Below are 15,371 nucleotides of genomic sequence, written 5' to 3' on the forward strand. Positions count from 1 at the left end.
GCCAGTCCAGCTTCTACTCCGACTGGTACAAGCCGGCCTGCGGCAAGTCCGGTTGCACCACCTACAAGTGGGAGACCTTCCTGACCTCGGAGCTGCCCGCGTGGCTGCAGACCAACCGTCAGGTGAAGCCGACCGGTGGCGCCGCCGTCGGTCTGTCGATGGCGGGTTCGGCGGCCATGACGCTGGCGATCTACCACCCGCAGCAGTTCATCTACGCCGGCTCGATGTCGGGCTTCCTGAACCTGTCCGAGGGCTGGTGGCCGTTCCTGGTGAACATCTCGATGGGTGACGCCGGTGGCTACAAGGCCGACGACATGTGGGGCAAGACCGGCGATCCCGGGAACGCCTGGAAGCGCAACGACCCGTTCGTGAACATCAACCAGCTGATCGCCAACAACACCCGGCTCTGGGTCTACTGCGGTAACGGCACCCCGTCGGAACTCAGCGGCGGCGCCAGCGCGGGCAACCTGTTCAACGCGAAGTTCCTCGAAGGCTTGACCATCCGCACCAACAAGACCTTCCGGGACACCTACATCGCCAACGGCGGCACCAACGCCGTGTTCAACTTCCCGGAGAACGGTGTGCACGACTGGCCGTACTGGGGCCAGCAGCTGCAGGCCATGAAGCCGGATATGCAGCGCGTGCTGGGCGCGGTGCCGACCGCCTGACCCGCGGTACAGCAACAACCTGAAGTCTGACGGCGGTGCCCCCTCGGGGACACCGCCGTCAGGCGTTTTCACAGCAGTGGACTGCGGTGATGTGGTTCACTACAACGCGGCGGTGGGGAGATTCGGTGACTTCGATGAGGTGGGATATGCGGCTGGGCGAGCGAAGCGACGGGAAACTCATCCGGGGCGAGCGAAGCGACGGGAAATCTCTCCTGCAGTCGGCGATCCGCAAGACGGTGCAGGCGACATGTGCGGCGTTGCTGGCGCTGGGGCTGTGGTCGACGGCCGGGGCTCCGGCCCACGCGGACGGGATCGAGTACCTCCAGGTGCCGTCGGCGGCGATGGGCCGCGATATCCCGGTGGCCTTTCAAGCCGGCGGGCCGCACGCGGTCTACCTCCTCGACGCGTTCAACGCCGCACCCGAGGTGAGCAACTGGGTCAATGCCGGCGCGTTCAACACCCTGGCCGGTAAGGGCATCTCGGTGGCCGCCCCGGCCGGTGGTGCGTTCAGCATGTACACGAACTGGGAGCAGGACGGCAGCAAGCAGTGGGAGACGTTCCTGTCTCAGGAGCTGCCGGACTGGCTGGCCGCGAACAAGGGCCTGGCCCCGACCGGGCACGGTGTCGTGGGTGCGGCCCAGGGCGGCACGGCGGCGCTGACGCTGGCGGAGTTCCACCCGGACCGGTTCCGCTATGCGGGCTCGATGTCGGGCTTCCTGACGGTCGGCAACACCTTCCTCAACGGTGCGATCACCGCGGGTATGGCGCAGTTCGGTGGGGTCAACACCCAGGACATGTGGGGCCCGGCGCAGTTCGGGCGGTGGAAGTGGCACGACCCGGATGCCCACGTGCAGCTGTTGGCGGATAACAACACCCGGATCTGGGTGTTCAGCCCGCAGACGCTGACCTGTAGCGATCCCGCGGCGATGATCGGCTATTGCGATCAGGCGCAGGGCAGCAACCGTGCGTTCTACTCGCACTATCGCAGCCTCGGCGGCCGTAACGGGCACTTCGACTTCCCGACCGGTGGCCAGCACGACTGGAGCAGCTGGGGCCCGCAACTGGCGGCCCTGTCCGGCGATCTCTCGGCCGCCATCCGATAAGCCGGGGCGGGCGCAACCGCGGGAAATATCACATCACGGCATCGTCTCGGCCCGGGGGCACGCGCTGGACAGCCGGTACCGTGGAGCCGTGCAGCGTAACCACCGGTGGACTGCGGGTCTGGCAAAGCGACCCGCGCTGGTGTTGACCCCGCTGATGCTGGCCTCCACCGCGGCCGCGGTGTGCGGATGTTCGTTCAGCGACGACGTCATCACGACCATCGGACTGCCGTCTTCCCAGTCCGCCGGGCCGTCGGACGGGCTGGCGGACATCGCCCCGCCGGCCGCCAGCGCGGCCGGTGGCTACCGCGAGCACATGCCGATGTCCCATCAGCAGCAGTCCTATCTGGACGCGCTGGGCACGGCCGGCGTGCACCCCTCCGACGAGATCATCGCGCTGACGATCGGGTCCTATGTGTGTCAGGCACGGGCGGCCAAGCAGACCGATCAAGCGGTGTGGGACTTCGTCGTGCCGCTGGTCCGGGCGGATGTCCGTGAGGCGCACGTGAGTTCGACGGCCCCGCCGACGGGTGAGGTCGACTCTGTCACCGCCGACTACATTCGCATCGCGACCGAACAGCTCTGCTGACCGCTTCCCGCGGACATGACAGCAGTGCTCGGGCAACCCAGCTGAACCGAGGAGCTCATCAACTATGGCGAACAACCGCAAACGCCACCGGATTCTCGCGGTGGCCGCGGCCGGGGCGGTTGCCGTCCTGGTGGCGGTGATCGTCGCCGCACTCGTGGTCTGGCTGCGCCAGCCGGAGCATCCGCCGTTGGCCACGCCGCCGACGGCACCGCCCACCGCGGTCCCGACCACGGGTCCCTCGCCGAGCAAACCGCGCCCGGAGTTCCAGGACGCCAGCTGCCCGGATGTGTTCGTGCTGTCCATTCCCGGCACCTGGGAGTCCTCACCGGTGCTCGACCCGAACAACCCGGTGCAGTTCCCGGCCGCGCTGTTGCTCAATGTCACCAACCCGCTGCTGCAGCAGTTCGGTCCCGACCGGATCCAGGTCTACACGGTCCCCTACACCGCGCAGTTCCATAACCCGTTCGCCGCGGACGGTCAGATGTCCTACAACGACTCCCGCGCCGAGGGCACCAAGAAGGCGGTCCAGGCACTGACCGATATGAACAACCGGTGCCCGTTGAGCAGCTATGTGATCATCGGATTCTCCCAGGGCGCGGTCATCGGCGGCGATATCGCCAGCGATATCGGCAATGGCCGCGGCCCGGTCGACCAGGACCTGGTGCTGGGCGTGACGCTGATCGCCGACGGCCGGCGCCAGGACAACGTCGGTCAGAGCCTGCCCGCGAATCCGCCGGGACAGGGAGCCGAGATCACCCTGCACGAACTGCCGATGCTGTCCGCGCTGGGGCTGTCGATGACCGGCCCGCGCGACGGGGGTTTCGGCGCGCTCAATGACCGCACGTACCAGATCTGTGGGAACGGTGACCTGATCTGCGCCGCCCCCGAGGAGGCGTTCTCCGTCGGGAATCTGCCCGCGACGCTGCAGACCCTGCTGGGCAGCACGGCGGGGCCGGTGCACGCGCTCTACAACACCCCCCAGTTCTGGAGCCTGGACGGCCAGACGGCCACCCAGTGGACCGAGCAGTGGGCCCGCAACCTGCTGGACAACGCGCCGCACCCCAAACACGGCTGAGCTGTTCGGTCTACCCGCCGCTTCGCTCACCCCCAGGAACCCGACTCGCCGGTAACCAGATTTGGCCTGCGAGAATCGGTCCCCTAACATTAAGAGAAAACTAAGAGCGGTGGGCGGGCGTCGAGGGGGGGAACAGCGCGTCCCGGTACGATCGCCGGGGCTCGCGACGACCGTGCGAAGAGTGTGCAGTGACAGGAGAATTTGATGCCGTTCCATAACCCGTTCATCAAGGACGGTCAGATCAAGTTCCCTGATGGCGCCAGTATCGTGTCGCACGTCGAGCGCTGGGCCAAGGTCCGCGGCGACAAGCTCGCCTACCGGTTCCTGGACTACTCCACCGAGCGCGACGGTGTGGCCCGCGACCTCACCTGGGCCCAGTTCAGTGCCCGCAACAAGGCCGTCGCGGCCCGCTTGCAGCAGGTCACCCAGCCCGGTGACCGCGTCGCGATCCTCTGCCCGCAGAACCTGGACTACCTCGTCGCGTTCTTCGGCGCGCTCTACGCCGGTCGCATCGCGGTGCCGCTGTTCGATCCGTCGGAGCCCGGGCACGTCGGACGCCTGCACGCCGTCCTGGACAACTGCAGCCCGTCGGCCATCCTGACCACCACCGACGCCGCCGAGGGCGTGCGCAAGTTCTTCCGCAGCCGGCCGGCTAACCAGCGGCCCCGGGTCATCGCGGTGGATGCCGTGCCTGACGACGTCGCCGTCACCTGGGAAGAGGTGGTGGCCACCGAAGAGACCATCGCCTACCTGCAGTACACCTCGGGTTCGACGCGCATCCCCACCGGCGTGCAGATCACCCATCTGAATCTGGCCACCAACGTACTGCAGGTGGTCGAGGCTCTGGAAGGTGAGGAAGGCGATCGCGGCCTGTCCTGGCTGCCGTTCTTCCACGACATGGGTCTGATCACCGCGCTGATCGCCCCGATGATCGGCCACTACTTCACCTTCATGACGCCGGCGGCCTTCGTGCGCCGGCCCGAGCGCTGGATCCGCGAGATGGGCTTCAAGCCCGACGACACCGGCGGTGTCATCTCGGTGGCCCCCAACTTCGCCTTCGATCACGCCGCCGCCCGCGGTGTGCCGAAGGAGGGCGACGCACCGCTCGACCTCTCCCATGTCAAGGCGGTCCTCAACGGCAGCGAGCCCATCTCGGCGGCCACCGTGCGCCGCTTCAACGAGGCCTTCGCGCCCTTCGGCTTCCCGCCCAAGGCCATCAAGCCGTCCTACGGCCTGGCCGAGGCCACCCTGTTCGTGTCCACCACCCCGGCCGCCGAAGAGCCCAAGATCATCAATGTCGACCGCGATGCGCTGAACACCGGTCGCATCGTCGAGGTGGATGCGGACTCGCCCAAGGCGGTGGCGCAGGCCTCGGCAGGCAAGGTCGGCATCTCCGAATGGGCCGTCATCGTGGATGCGGAATCCGCGACGGAACTGCCCGACGGCCAGATCGGTGAGATCTGGATCAGCGGCCAGAACATGGGTACCGGGTACTGGGGTAAGCCGGAGGAGACCCGTGAGATCTTCCAGAACACCCTCAAATCGCGGACCAGCCCCTCGCACGCCGAAGGCGCGGCGGATGACGCGACCTGGGTGCGCACCGGTGACTTCGGCGCGTTCTACGGCGGTGACCTCTACATCACCGGCCGCGTCAAGGACCTCGTCATCATCGATGGCCGCAACCACTACCCGCAGGACCTGGAGTACTCGGCGCAGGAATCCACCAAGGCGCTGCGCACCGGATTCGTGGCGGCCTTCTCGGTGCCGGCGAATCAACTGCCTGCCGAGGTGTTCGAAAACACCCACGCCGGACTGAAATTCGATCCGGAGGACACCTCCGAACAGCTCGTCATCGTGGGCGAACGCGCGCCGGGCTCGCACAAGCTCGACCTGGGCCCGGTCGTCGACGATATCCGCGCCGCCATCGCGGTCCGGCACGGCGTGACGGTGCGCGATGTGCTGCTGACACCGGCGGGTGCCATCCCGCGTACCTCCAGCGGCAAGATCGGCCGCCGCGCATGCCGCGCCGGTTACCTCGACGGCAGCCTGCGCAGCGGCAAGACCGCCAACGACTTCCCGGACGAAACGGACTGAACCCCGCATACATCCGGCCCCTCAACCAGGCCGCACGGCGGCGAAAGCGAATGAAAATGACTGACACTGGCGAGAACTCGCAGACTTCAGAATCCAACGTCGCCGCCGGGGCGGCTCCGGCCACCGACATGACGGTCGCCGAGATGCGCGAATGGCTGCGCAACTGGATCGCCACCGCCACCGGCCAGTCGCCCGACTCGATCAACGAGTCGGCCCCGATGGTCGAGCTCGGCCTGTCCTCCCGCGATGCCGTCGCGATGGCCTCCGATATCGAGGACCTGACCGGTGTCACGCTGACCGCCACCGTCGTCTTCCGCAATCCGACCGTCGAGTCGCTGGCGAAGGTGCTCATCGAGGGTGAGCCCGAACCCGAGGACGTCGGCGACGAAGACTGGTCGCGCCCGGCCGGAGTCGAGGACATCGCGATCGTCGGTGTGGCGACCCGCTTCCCCGGGGACATGAACACCCCCGACGAGATGTGGGCGGCGCTGCTCGAGGGCCGCGATGCGAGCTCGGATCTGCGGGAGGGCCGTTGGTCGGAGTTCCTCGGTGAGCCCCGGGTCGCCGAGCGGGTGGCCAGGGCCCACACCCGCGGCGGGTATCTGTCGGATATCAAGGGTTTCGACTCCGAGTTCTTCGCACTGTCGAAGATGGAAGCCGACAATGTCGACCCGCAGCAGCGGATGGCACTCGAGCTGACCTGGCAGGCCCTTGAGCACGCCCGGATCCCGGCCTCCAGCCTGCGCGGCGCCGATGTCGGTGTGTATGTGGGCAGTTCGAACAACGACTATATGTTGCTGGCCGTCGCCGACCCCACCACCGCTCACCCGTACGCCATCACCGGCACGGCCAGCTCCATCATCGCCAACCGGGTGTCGTACTTCTTCGACTTCCGCGGACCGTCGGAGTCCATCGACACCGCGTGCTCCAGCTCGCTGGTCGCCGCCCACCAGGGTGTGCAGGCCCTGCGCAGCGGCGAGATCGACGTGGCGATCGTCGGTGGGGTGAACGCCATGGTGACCCCGATCGTCACCATCGGTTTCGACGAGGTCGGCGGGGTGCTGGCCCCGGACGGCCGCTGCAAGTCCTTCTCTTCGGACGCCAACGGTTACGCCCGTTCCGAGGGCGGCGGCATGCTGGCGCTCAAGCGGCTGTCGGATGCCCGCCGCGACGGGGACCAGATCCTGGCAGTCATCGCCGGCTCCGCGGTCAACCACGACGGCCGGTCCAACGGCATGCTGGCCCCCAATCCCGATGCGCAGGAAGCGGTTCTGCGTAAGGCGTACAAGAACGCGGGTATCGACCCCCGCGACGTCGACTACATCGAGGCGCACGGCACCGGCACCATCCTGGGTGACCCGATCGAGGCCGACGCCCTGGGCCGGGTCGTCGGCCGTGGCCGCGCCGCCGACAAGCCGGCGCTGCTGGGTGCGGTGAAATCCAATCTGGGACACCTCGAATCGGCCGCGGGCGCGGCGAGCCTCGCCAAGGTGGCGTTGTCGCTGCAACACGACAAGCTGCCCCCGTCGATCAACTATGCGGGCCCCAACCCGTACATCGACTTCGACAAGGAACACCTCAAGGTCAACGACACCGTCTCGGAGTGGCCGCGCTACAGCGGACGCGCCATCGCGGGTGTGTCGGGCTTCGGTTTCGGTGGCGCCAACGCCCACCTGGTGCTGCGTGAGGTGCTGCCGGCCGATCTGGTCGAACCCGAGCCGGAACCCGAAGTCAGCGAACAGAAGTCGGATGACGCCGACGCCGTGTACGTCGGCGGGGTCCGGATGGACGAGTACGGCGAGTTCGTCGACAGCGACGGCCCGGATGGTCTCCCGGGCTCCTCTTCGCAGGACGAGGGCGGCTACGAGCTGCCCGGTCTGACCGATGAGGCCAAGCGGCTGATCGAGGTCGGTCGTGCCGAGATCGAGGCGCTGGAGTTCACTCCCGTTGTGCCGCTGGTGATCTCCGGATTCCTCACCTCGCGTAAGAAGTCCGCTGCCGCGGAGCTCGCCGACTGGATCGACAGCGAAGAGGGCCGCGCCTCGTCACTGGAGTCGATCGGCCGCTCGCTGTCCAAGCGCAACCACGGCCGCTCGCGTGCCGTGGTGCTGGCCCATGACCACGACGAGGCCGTCAAGGGCCTGCGGGCCGTCGCCGAGGGCAAGCAGAGCCCGCTGGTGCTGGCCGCCGACGGCCCCGTCACCAACGGACCCGTCTGGGTGCTGGCCGGTTTCGGCGCGCAGCACCGCAAGATGGGCAAGAGCCTGTATCTGCGCGACGAGGTGTTCGCCGAGTGGATCAACAAGGTCGACGCGCACATCCAGGACGAACGCGGCTACTCCGTCGTCGAACTGGTCCTCGACGATGCGATCGACTACACCAACGAGACCTGCGAATACCCCATCGAAGTGGTCCAGACGGTGATCTTCGCCATCCAGATCGCGCTCGGTGAGCTGCTGAAGCACCACGGCGCGAAACCTGCTGCGGTGGTGGGTCAGTCGCTCGGTGAAGCGGCCGCAGCCTACTTCTCCGGTGGGCTGTCCCTGGCCGATGCCACCCGCACCATCTGCTCCCGCGCGCATCTCATGGGTGAGGGCGAGGCGATGCTGTTCGGCGACTACATCCGGCTGATGGCGTTGGTCGAGTATTCGGCCGAGGAGATCAAGACCGTCTTCTCCGACTTCCCGGGTTTGGAGGTCTGCGTTTACGCCGCCCCCACCCAGACCGTCATCGGCGGCCCGCCCGAGCAGATCGACGCGATCATCGCCCGGGCCGAATCCGAGGGCAAGTTCGCCCGCAAGCTGCAGACCAAGGGCGCCAGCCACACCCAGCAGATGGACCCGCTGCTGGGTGAGCTCTCCGCCGAGATCCAGGGCATCCAGGCGCTGCCGCTGCAGACGGCGTACTTCTCCACCGTGCACGAAGGCAAGTTCATCCGGGCCGGCGCCGATCCGATCCACGATGTGGAGTACTGGAAGAAGGGCCTGCGGCACAGCGTCTACTTCACCCACGGGATCCGCAACGCCGTCGACAACGGGCACACCACCTTCCTGGAGCTCGCGCCGAACCCGGTGGCGCTCATGCAGGTCGGCCTGACGACCGCCAGCGCCGGTCTGCACGATGCGCAGCTCATCGGCACGCTCGCCCGTAAGCAGGACGAGGTCGACTCGATGACGGTGGCGATGGCCAACCTCTTCGTGTACGGCCACGATCTGGATCCGCGGGTGTTCTTCGGTGCCGGTGAGCACGCGAACATCCCGCCCACCCGCTTCAAGTACAAGGAGCACTGGCTCAACGCCCGGTTCGCCGGTGACAGCTCGGCGGTCCTGCCGGGCACTCATGTCGCCACTCCCGACGGCCGGCATGTCTGGGAGTACGCCCCCAACGGTGCCACCGATCTCGCGGCTCTGGTGAAAGCCGCTGCCACCCAGGTTCTTCCGGACGCCGTACTGACCGCCTTCGAACAGCGTGCGGTCCCCGGTGACGGGGCCCGGCTGGTCACCACGCTCACCCGGCATCCCGGTGGGGGCACCGTGCAGGTGCACGCGCGTATCGACGAGTCGTTCACCTTGGTGTACGACGCGGTGGTCAGCCGCAGCGGTAGCGCCGCGGTGCTGCCCGTGGCGACGGGTGCCGCGGTGGCGATCGCGGCTGAGCCGGTGGCCGAGGCGGCGCCCGATCACGTCGCCGACGTGGCCATCCTGCAGGACAACCTGACCGCCGGCGCCGGCCTGGCCGCGAATTTTGCCAAGTGGTCACCGGAATCCGGTGAGACGGTGGCGGATCGCCTCGGCAGCATCGTCGGTGGGGCCATGGGTTACGAGCCCGAGGACCTGCCGTGGGAGGTCCCGCTGATCGAGCTGGGCCTGGATTCGCTGATGGCCGTGCGCATCAAGAACCGCGTCGAGTACGACTTCGACCTGCCGCCGATCCAGCTGACCGCGGTGCGCGATGCCAACCTCTACAACGTCGAGGAGCTCATCAAGTACGCGATCGAGCACCGCGACGAGGTCGATGAGATCGCCGAATCCCAGAAGGGACAGACCGCCGAGGAGATCGCGGCCGCGCAGGCCGAACTGCTGGGCGGGGCGACGACGGTCGCCGAGTTGGAGGCGAAGTTAGCCGAGGCGAGCGCAGCGACGGGAAGTGTGACCGAGGCGGGTCACCCGGTCGCGGAGAGCGGGCAGACCCCGGTCGCGTCGCCCACCGAGCTCGAAATCCCGCCGCCGCCCACGGATCCGACCGGACCCACGGCGACCATCCCCGCACCACCGAGTGATCCGGCCGGCCCCAGCAAGGCCACCGCGGCCGCGGCCGCGGCGAAGGTGCTGACGCAGGAGGCTGTCACCGAGGCGCTCGGCGCCGATGTGCCGCCGCGGGATGCCGCCGAACGTGTCACGTTCGCCACCTGGGCGATCGTCACCGGTAAGTCGCCGGGCGGCATCTTCAACGAGCTGCCGAAGCTCGATGACGCGGCCGCCGACAAGATGGCGAAACGGCTGACGGAGCGCGCCGAGGGCACCATCACCGTCGAGGATGTGCGTTCCGCCAAGAACATCGAGGAACTGGCCACCGTGGTGCGCGCCCAGCTCGAAGAGGGTGTGGTCGACGGATTCATCCGCACCCTGCGGGCAGCGAAGGAGGGTTCGACCGCCCTTCCGCTGTTCGTCTTCCACCCGGCCGGTGGATCGACGGTGGTGTACGAGCCGTTGATCAAACGGCTGCCCGCGGACATCCCGGTGTACGGCATCGAGCGTGTCGAAGGCTCCATCGAGGAGCGGGCCGCCGAGTACGTGCCGAAACTGCTTGAGGTGCATCAGGGTCCGTTCGTGTTGGCGGGTTGGTCGCTCGGTGGCGCGCTGGCCTATGCCTGCGCGATCGGGCTCAAGCAGGCCGGCGCGGATGTGCGGTTCGTCGGCCTGATCGACTGTGTGCGCCCCGGTGTGCCGATCGACCAGACCCAGGCGGGCATGCGTGCCCGCTGGGACCGCTACGCACGGTTCGCCGAGCGGACCTTCAACGTCGAGGTACCGGCCATCCCCTACGAGGAGTTGGAGAAGCTGGACGACGAGGGCCAGGTCAAGTTCGTCCTGGACATCGTCGCGCAGAGCGGGGTGCAGATCCCGGGCGGCATCATCGAGCACCAGCGGACGTCCTATCTGGACAACCGTGCGCTGGACACCATCGAGCTCCGGCCTTACGACGGGCACGTCACCTTGTACATGGCCGACCGCTACCACGATGACGCGATCGTCTTCGAGCCCGCGTACGCCACCCGTCAGCCCGACGGCGGATGGGGCGAAGCGGTCAAGGATCTGGAGGTGGTGCCCATCGGTGGTGAGCACATCCAGGCCATCGACGAGCCCATCATCGCCAAGGTCGGCGCGCACATGAGCGAGGCCATCAACCGTATCGAGAGCGAAGCGACGGCTAGCACAGCAGAGAAGGACGCGAACAAGTGACCGAAACCTCCAGTGTCCCAGCGGTAACCACGGCGCAGAAGCTGGCCGAGCTCCGTGAGAAGCTGGCACTGGCCGCCGACCCCGGTGATGAGAAGGCCAAGGCCCGCCGCGACAAGAAGGGCATTCCGAGTGCCCGCGCCCGCATCCACGCACTGCTCGATCCGGGCAGCTTCCTGGAGATCGGCGCGCTGGCCAAGACCCCCGGGGACCCCAACGCCTACTTCGGCGACGGTGTGGTCACCGGCCACGGCACCATCGACGGCCGTCCCGTCGGCGTGTTCAGCCACGATCAGACGGTGTTCCAGGGCTCGGTCGGTGAGATGTTCGGCCGCAAGGTCGCCAAGCTGATGGAGTGGGTGGCCATGGTCGGCTGCCCGATCATCGGTATCAACGACTCGGCCGGTGCCCGCATCCAGGACACCGCGACCTCGCTGGCCTGGTACGCCGAACTCGGGCGCCGCCATGAGATGCTGCGCGGGCTGGTCCCCGAGATCTCGCTGATCTTCGGCAAGTGCGCCGGTGGCGCGGTGTACTCGCCGATCCAGACCGATCTCGTTGTGGCGGTGCGCGATCAGGGCTACATGTTCATCACCGGACCGGATGTCATCAAGGACGTCACCGGTGAAGACGTCAGCTTCGACGAGTTGGGCGGCGCCGATGTGCAGGCGCAGCGCGGCAACATCCACAAGGTGGTCGAGTCGGAGGCCGCGGCGTACCAGTACGTCCGCGACTACCTGAGCTTCTTGCCCCCCAACCACTTTGACGATGCGCCCATCGTCAACCCGGGCCTGGAGCCCGAGATCACCCCGAGTGATCTGGAGCTCGACACGATCGTGCCGGATTCGGACAACATGGCCTACGACATGCACGAGGTCCTGCTCCGGATCTTCGACGACGGTGACGTCTTCGAGATCGCCGACCAGCGCAGCCCGTCCATGATCACGGCGTTCGCCCGGGTGGACGGCCGCCCGGTCGGGGTGGTGGCCAACCAGCCCATGCACATGTCCGGTGCGGTGGGTAACGAGGCCTCCGACAAGGCCGCCGGGTTCATCCGGTTCTGCGATTCGTTCAACCTGCCCTTGGTGTTCGTCGTCGACACCCCGGGTGCGATGCCGGGTGTGGAAGAGGAGAAGGGCGGCATCATCAAGCGTGGTGGCCGCTTCTTCAACGCCATCGTGGAAGCCGATGTGCCGAAGGTGACCATCATCGTGCGCAAGGCCTACGGCGGCGGATACGCCGTGATGGGCTCCAAGCAGTTGTCCGCGGACCTCAACTTCGCGTGGCCCACCGCCCGCATCGCGGTGATCGGCGCCGAAGGTGCGGCGCAGTTGCTGGTGAAGCGCTTCCCGGATCCGACCGCACCCGAGGTGCAGAAGATCCGTGCCGACTTCATCGAGGGTTACAACCTGAATCTGGCGACGCCGTGGATCGCCGCCGAGCGCGGCTATATCGACGGTGTCATCGAACCGCACGAGACCCGTCTGCTGCTGCGCAAGTCGCTGCATCTGTTGCGGGACAAGCAGAACATCCACAAGGTGCAGCGCAAGCACGGCCTGACCCCGCTCTAACCCAAGACAGCGGTCCCGAACCACAGGCAGGCCAGCAGCGCCATCTCGGTGTCGAGGCGGTCCTCGCCCAGCGGTCGGCCGCGGCGCTGCAGTGCCCGGCCGACCCGGTACTTCACCGTGTTGTAGTGGACGGTGAGTTCCTCGGCGGCGGCGGTGTAGCTGCCGCCGTGCTTCAGGAATACCCGCAGGGTGTCGCGCAGGCCGGCGTCGGTCGTGGTGTCTGCGGCCAGCTCACCCAACGTGTCCTGCACGAATACCTTGGTCTCGTCGAGGTTTTCGCCGAGCAGGGCGGCAGCGGCCAGGCCGGGAGTGCCCGCGTCGACGACGCCCGCCGCGCCGGCTGCCATCGCGATACCGCGGGCGCGCAGCGCCTGGGTGTGTGAGCGCCGAAATCCTGCCACCCCCGGAAGGGGCCTGCCCAGCGCGACATTCGGCGGGTCGGTGGCCTGGGCGTGGAACTGACGCACCCGCTGGGCCGCCTCGTCCTGATTCGCCAGCGGTATCCAGCCCCAGCCGGTCACCTGGTCGGCCGGGACGAACAGGGGTGCACTCTGAGGTGCGACGGTCTCGGTCATCCCGCGCAGGAACGATTCCAGGCGGGCCAGCCCGTCGTCGCGGCCGGTGTCGCTGCCGGGATCGGGGGGCCACCACAGGATCAGGCCGAGGTGTGTGCGACGCATCGGGTAGCGGATGGCGGTGGTGAGGGCATCCACGTCGTGGCCGGCGCCTGCCAGGATCTCACGGACCCGGATCGCTCTGGTGCTGTTGCGGTTGGTCAGCCAGCGGTCCCGCTCGTCCTCGTAGACGCCGACGACCTGCTGCGAAATCCAGTCGATGTAGCCGAACGTCATCGAGGTGATCCGTCCGTACAGGGCGAGGCTGGTGCGCGGGTCCAATGCGGCCGTGCCGATCTCGTCGGCGGCGACGTCCAGCACCAGGGCATGTCCCAGCCGGTAGGCCCGAACCAGGGCGTTCATCGGAACCCCGCGCTGGGCGAGGCGCCGGGCGTATTCGAGCGCGGCTGTCGGTGCCTCGATGTTGTCCAGGGATATATCGTGGCGCAACGCGCCGAAGATGGTATCGATGTTGCTCTCGACGCTGGCGGTCAGCAGATCGAGGATCTCGGCGTCCCCGCGCAACTCGGCGATATCGGTTGCGAGCTGCCGCTGAACGCTGTGCGCCACCTCCACCTGGCGGCGCATCAGCGCGTCGAGGACTGCTGCATTGGCGTCGGCGACCGTGGGGTCCATGGGCCGACAGCTTAATGCCGGATTGTCTCCGGGGGACAAAGCGGATTCTGATGTTCATCGGGCGACGACAGTGTGTCCCAAGGCACATATTCCTACCTTCGTGACATGCACCTCTCGTCCCTGCCCGACCGCCGCGCCGAATCGGCGCCTGATCGCATGGCCGTCTCCGACGACCACATCGCCTACACGAACGCCGGGTTCCTGGACGCGGTGCGACGGGCCGCCGCCGCCATGGCCGGCCGCGGCGTGCGCCCCGGCGCCGTCGTCGCGGTGATGCTGCCCCAATCGCGCGGCCTTCGTGGTCGCCATGTTCGCGGCCTGGCGTCTGGGCGCCGTCGTCACCCCCATCAGTCCCACGTTGGTCGCTGCGGAGCGGGAGCACCAGATCGCGGATTCCGGAGCTGTCGTCCTGCTGGCCGAGTGGGACGTGGACACGGAGATCCCGGTGCTGTCGGTGGACGATCTCGATACCGATCCATGGACGGCCGAACCAGCCCCCAACCCCGACGACGCCCTCGCGCTGCTGATCTACACCAGCGGAACCACCGGCAGGCCCAAAGGGGTGATGCTCGACCATCGCAACGTGAATGCCATGTGCACCATGGTGATCGAAGGATTCGATCTGACCGCGGCCGACCACAGCCTGCTGATCCTGCCGCTGTTCCACGTCAACGCCATCGTGGTGAGCACTTTGTCACCGTTGATCGCGGGCGGGCGTACCACCATCGCGGGCCGATTCGACCCGGTCGGCTTCTTCGACCGCGTCGAGGCCAGCCGGGCCAGTTACTTCTCCGCGGTCCCCACCATCTACACCATGCTCGCGGCGCTGCCGGCCGAGGTGGCACCCGATACCAGTTCGATCCGGTTCGCCGTCTGCGGTGCGGCGCCCGCGAGCGTCGAACTCCTGGAGAAGTTCGAGAACCGCTATGGCATCGGGATCATCGAGGGCTACGGCCTGTCCGAGGGCTCATGCGCGAGCACCTGCAATCCGCTCGAGGGCAGGCGAAAGCCGGGAACCGTCGGGCTTCCGCTGCCCGGGCAGCAGATCCGGATTATCGACGGCGCCGGCACCGAGGTGCCTGCAGGGGGTACCGGCGAGGTGATCATCAAGGGGCCCAACGTCATGCGCGGCTATCTGAACCGCCCGGCCGACACCGCCAAGACGGTGGTCGACGGCTGGTTGCGCACCGGTGACATCGGCCGCTTCGACGAGGACGGCTACCTGGTGCTCGTCGACCGGGCGAAGGACATGATCATCCGGGGCGGGGAGAACATCTACCCCAAGGAGATCGAGACGGTCGCCTATCAGATGCCGGAGGTCGCCGAGGCGGCGGTGATCGGGCGGCCGAGTGCGCTCTACGGCGAGGAGCCGGTGCTCGTGGTGTCCCTGCATGCCGCTGTCGGCGTCGATGCCATCGATGCCCATCTGCGCGCATCGTTGTCGAAATACAAAGTCCCCGTGGAGATCACGGTGCTGGACGAGCTGCCCAAGAATCCGGTCGGCAAGATCGACAAACCAGCACTCCGAAAAACATTCGCCGCCCGTCGGATCGACGCCTAGGAGC

8 protein-coding genes and 1 pseudogene are annotated in these 15,371 nt (G+C 67.5%); 8 read left to right on the forward strand and 1 reads right to left on the reverse strand.

The genetic code is table 11. The annotated features are described in order from the left end of the window. The 7 genes from FHU31_RS30905 to FHU31_RS30935 form a co-directional block, all read left to right on the forward strand. On the forward strand, nucleotides 1-668 hold a 668-nt coding region (locus FHU31_RS30905), incomplete at its 5' end, for an esterase family protein (protein ID WP_167165234.1). Nucleotides 669-793: 125 nt separating this feature from the next. Beyond that, complete coding sequence (locus FHU31_RS30910) at nucleotides 794-1,771, forward strand: alpha/beta hydrolase-fold protein (RefSeq protein ID WP_337789967.1); 978 nt, start codon at nucleotides 794-796, stop codon at nucleotides 1,769-1,771. Nucleotides 1,772-1,859: 88 nt separating this feature from the next. Continuing rightward, nucleotides 1,860-2,357: a DUF732 domain-containing protein gene (locus FHU31_RS30915; RefSeq protein ID WP_167165236.1), complete on the forward strand. Its 498-nt coding sequence runs from the start codon at nucleotides 1,860-1,862 to the stop codon at nucleotides 2,355-2,357. A 64-nt stretch (nucleotides 2,358-2,421) separates the two neighbouring features. Next, on the forward strand, nucleotides 2,422-3,432 hold the full coding sequence (gene culp6, locus FHU31_RS30920; protein ID WP_167165238.1) for a carboxylesterase Culp6: 1,011 nt from the start codon (nucleotides 2,422-2,424) through the stop codon (nucleotides 3,430-3,432). A 204-nt stretch (nucleotides 3,433-3,636) separates the two neighbouring features. Beyond that, complete coding sequence (gene fadD32 / locus FHU31_RS30925; protein WP_167165240.1) at nucleotides 3,637-5,526, forward strand: long-chain-fatty-acid--AMP ligase FadD32; 1,890 nt, start codon at nucleotides 3,637-3,639, stop codon at nucleotides 5,524-5,526. Nucleotides 5,527-5,582: 56 nt separating this feature from the next. Continuing rightward, nucleotides 5,583-10,988 carry a polyketide synthase Pks13 gene (gene pks13, locus FHU31_RS30930; protein ID WP_272953514.1) on the forward strand — a complete coding sequence of 1,802 codons (5,406 nt, stop codon included), beginning with the start codon at nucleotides 5,583-5,585 and terminating at the stop codon, nucleotides 10,986-10,988. Next, nucleotides 10,985-12,556, forward strand: coding sequence for an acyl-CoA carboxylase subunit beta (locus FHU31_RS30935; RefSeq protein WP_167165244.1), 1,572 nt, complete (start codon nucleotides 10,985-10,987; stop codon nucleotides 12,554-12,556). The genes pks13 and FHU31_RS30935 overlap by 4 nt, the downstream gene beginning before the upstream one ends. Here the strand turns inward: FHU31_RS30935 and FHU31_RS30940 are convergent. Then, the gene (locus tag FHU31_RS30940; RefSeq protein WP_167165246.1) at nucleotides 12,553-13,806 is read right to left on the reverse strand and encodes a PucR family transcriptional regulator; all 1,254 of its coding nucleotides are present in this window, start codon (nucleotides 13,804-13,806) and stop codon (nucleotides 12,553-12,555) included. The genes FHU31_RS30935 and FHU31_RS30940 overlap by 4 nt on opposite strands. 105 nt (nucleotides 13,807-13,911) lie before the next feature. Here FHU31_RS30940 and FHU31_RS30945 point away from each other — a divergent pair. Then, nucleotides 13,912-15,367: pseudogene (locus FHU31_RS30945) on the forward strand (class I adenylate-forming enzyme family protein). The last annotated feature ends 4 nt before the right edge of the window (nucleotides 15,368-15,371 follow it).

The organism is Mycolicibacterium fluoranthenivorans (assembly GCF_011758805.1).
Taxonomy (GTDB): domain Bacteria; phylum Actinomycetota; class Actinomycetes; order Mycobacteriales; family Mycobacteriaceae; genus Mycobacterium; species Mycobacterium fluoranthenivorans.

Excerpts from the sequence above, each read along its gene's own strand:
- culp6 (WP_167165238.1), top strand. The coding sequence starts at position 2,422 with ATGGCGAACAACCGCAAACGCCACCGGATTCTCGCGGTGGCCGCGGCC.
- fadD32 (WP_167165240.1), top strand. The coding sequence starts at position 3,637 with ATGCCGTTCCATAACCCGTTCATCAAGGACGGTCAGATCAAGTTCCCT.
- pks13 (WP_272953514.1), top strand. The coding sequence starts at position 5,583 with ATGACTGACACTGGCGAGAACTCGCAGACTTCAGAATCCAACGTCGCC.
- FHU31_RS30940 (WP_167165246.1), bottom strand. The coding sequence starts at position 13,806 with ATGGACCCCACGGTCGCCGACGCCAATGCAGCAGTCCTCGACGCGCTG.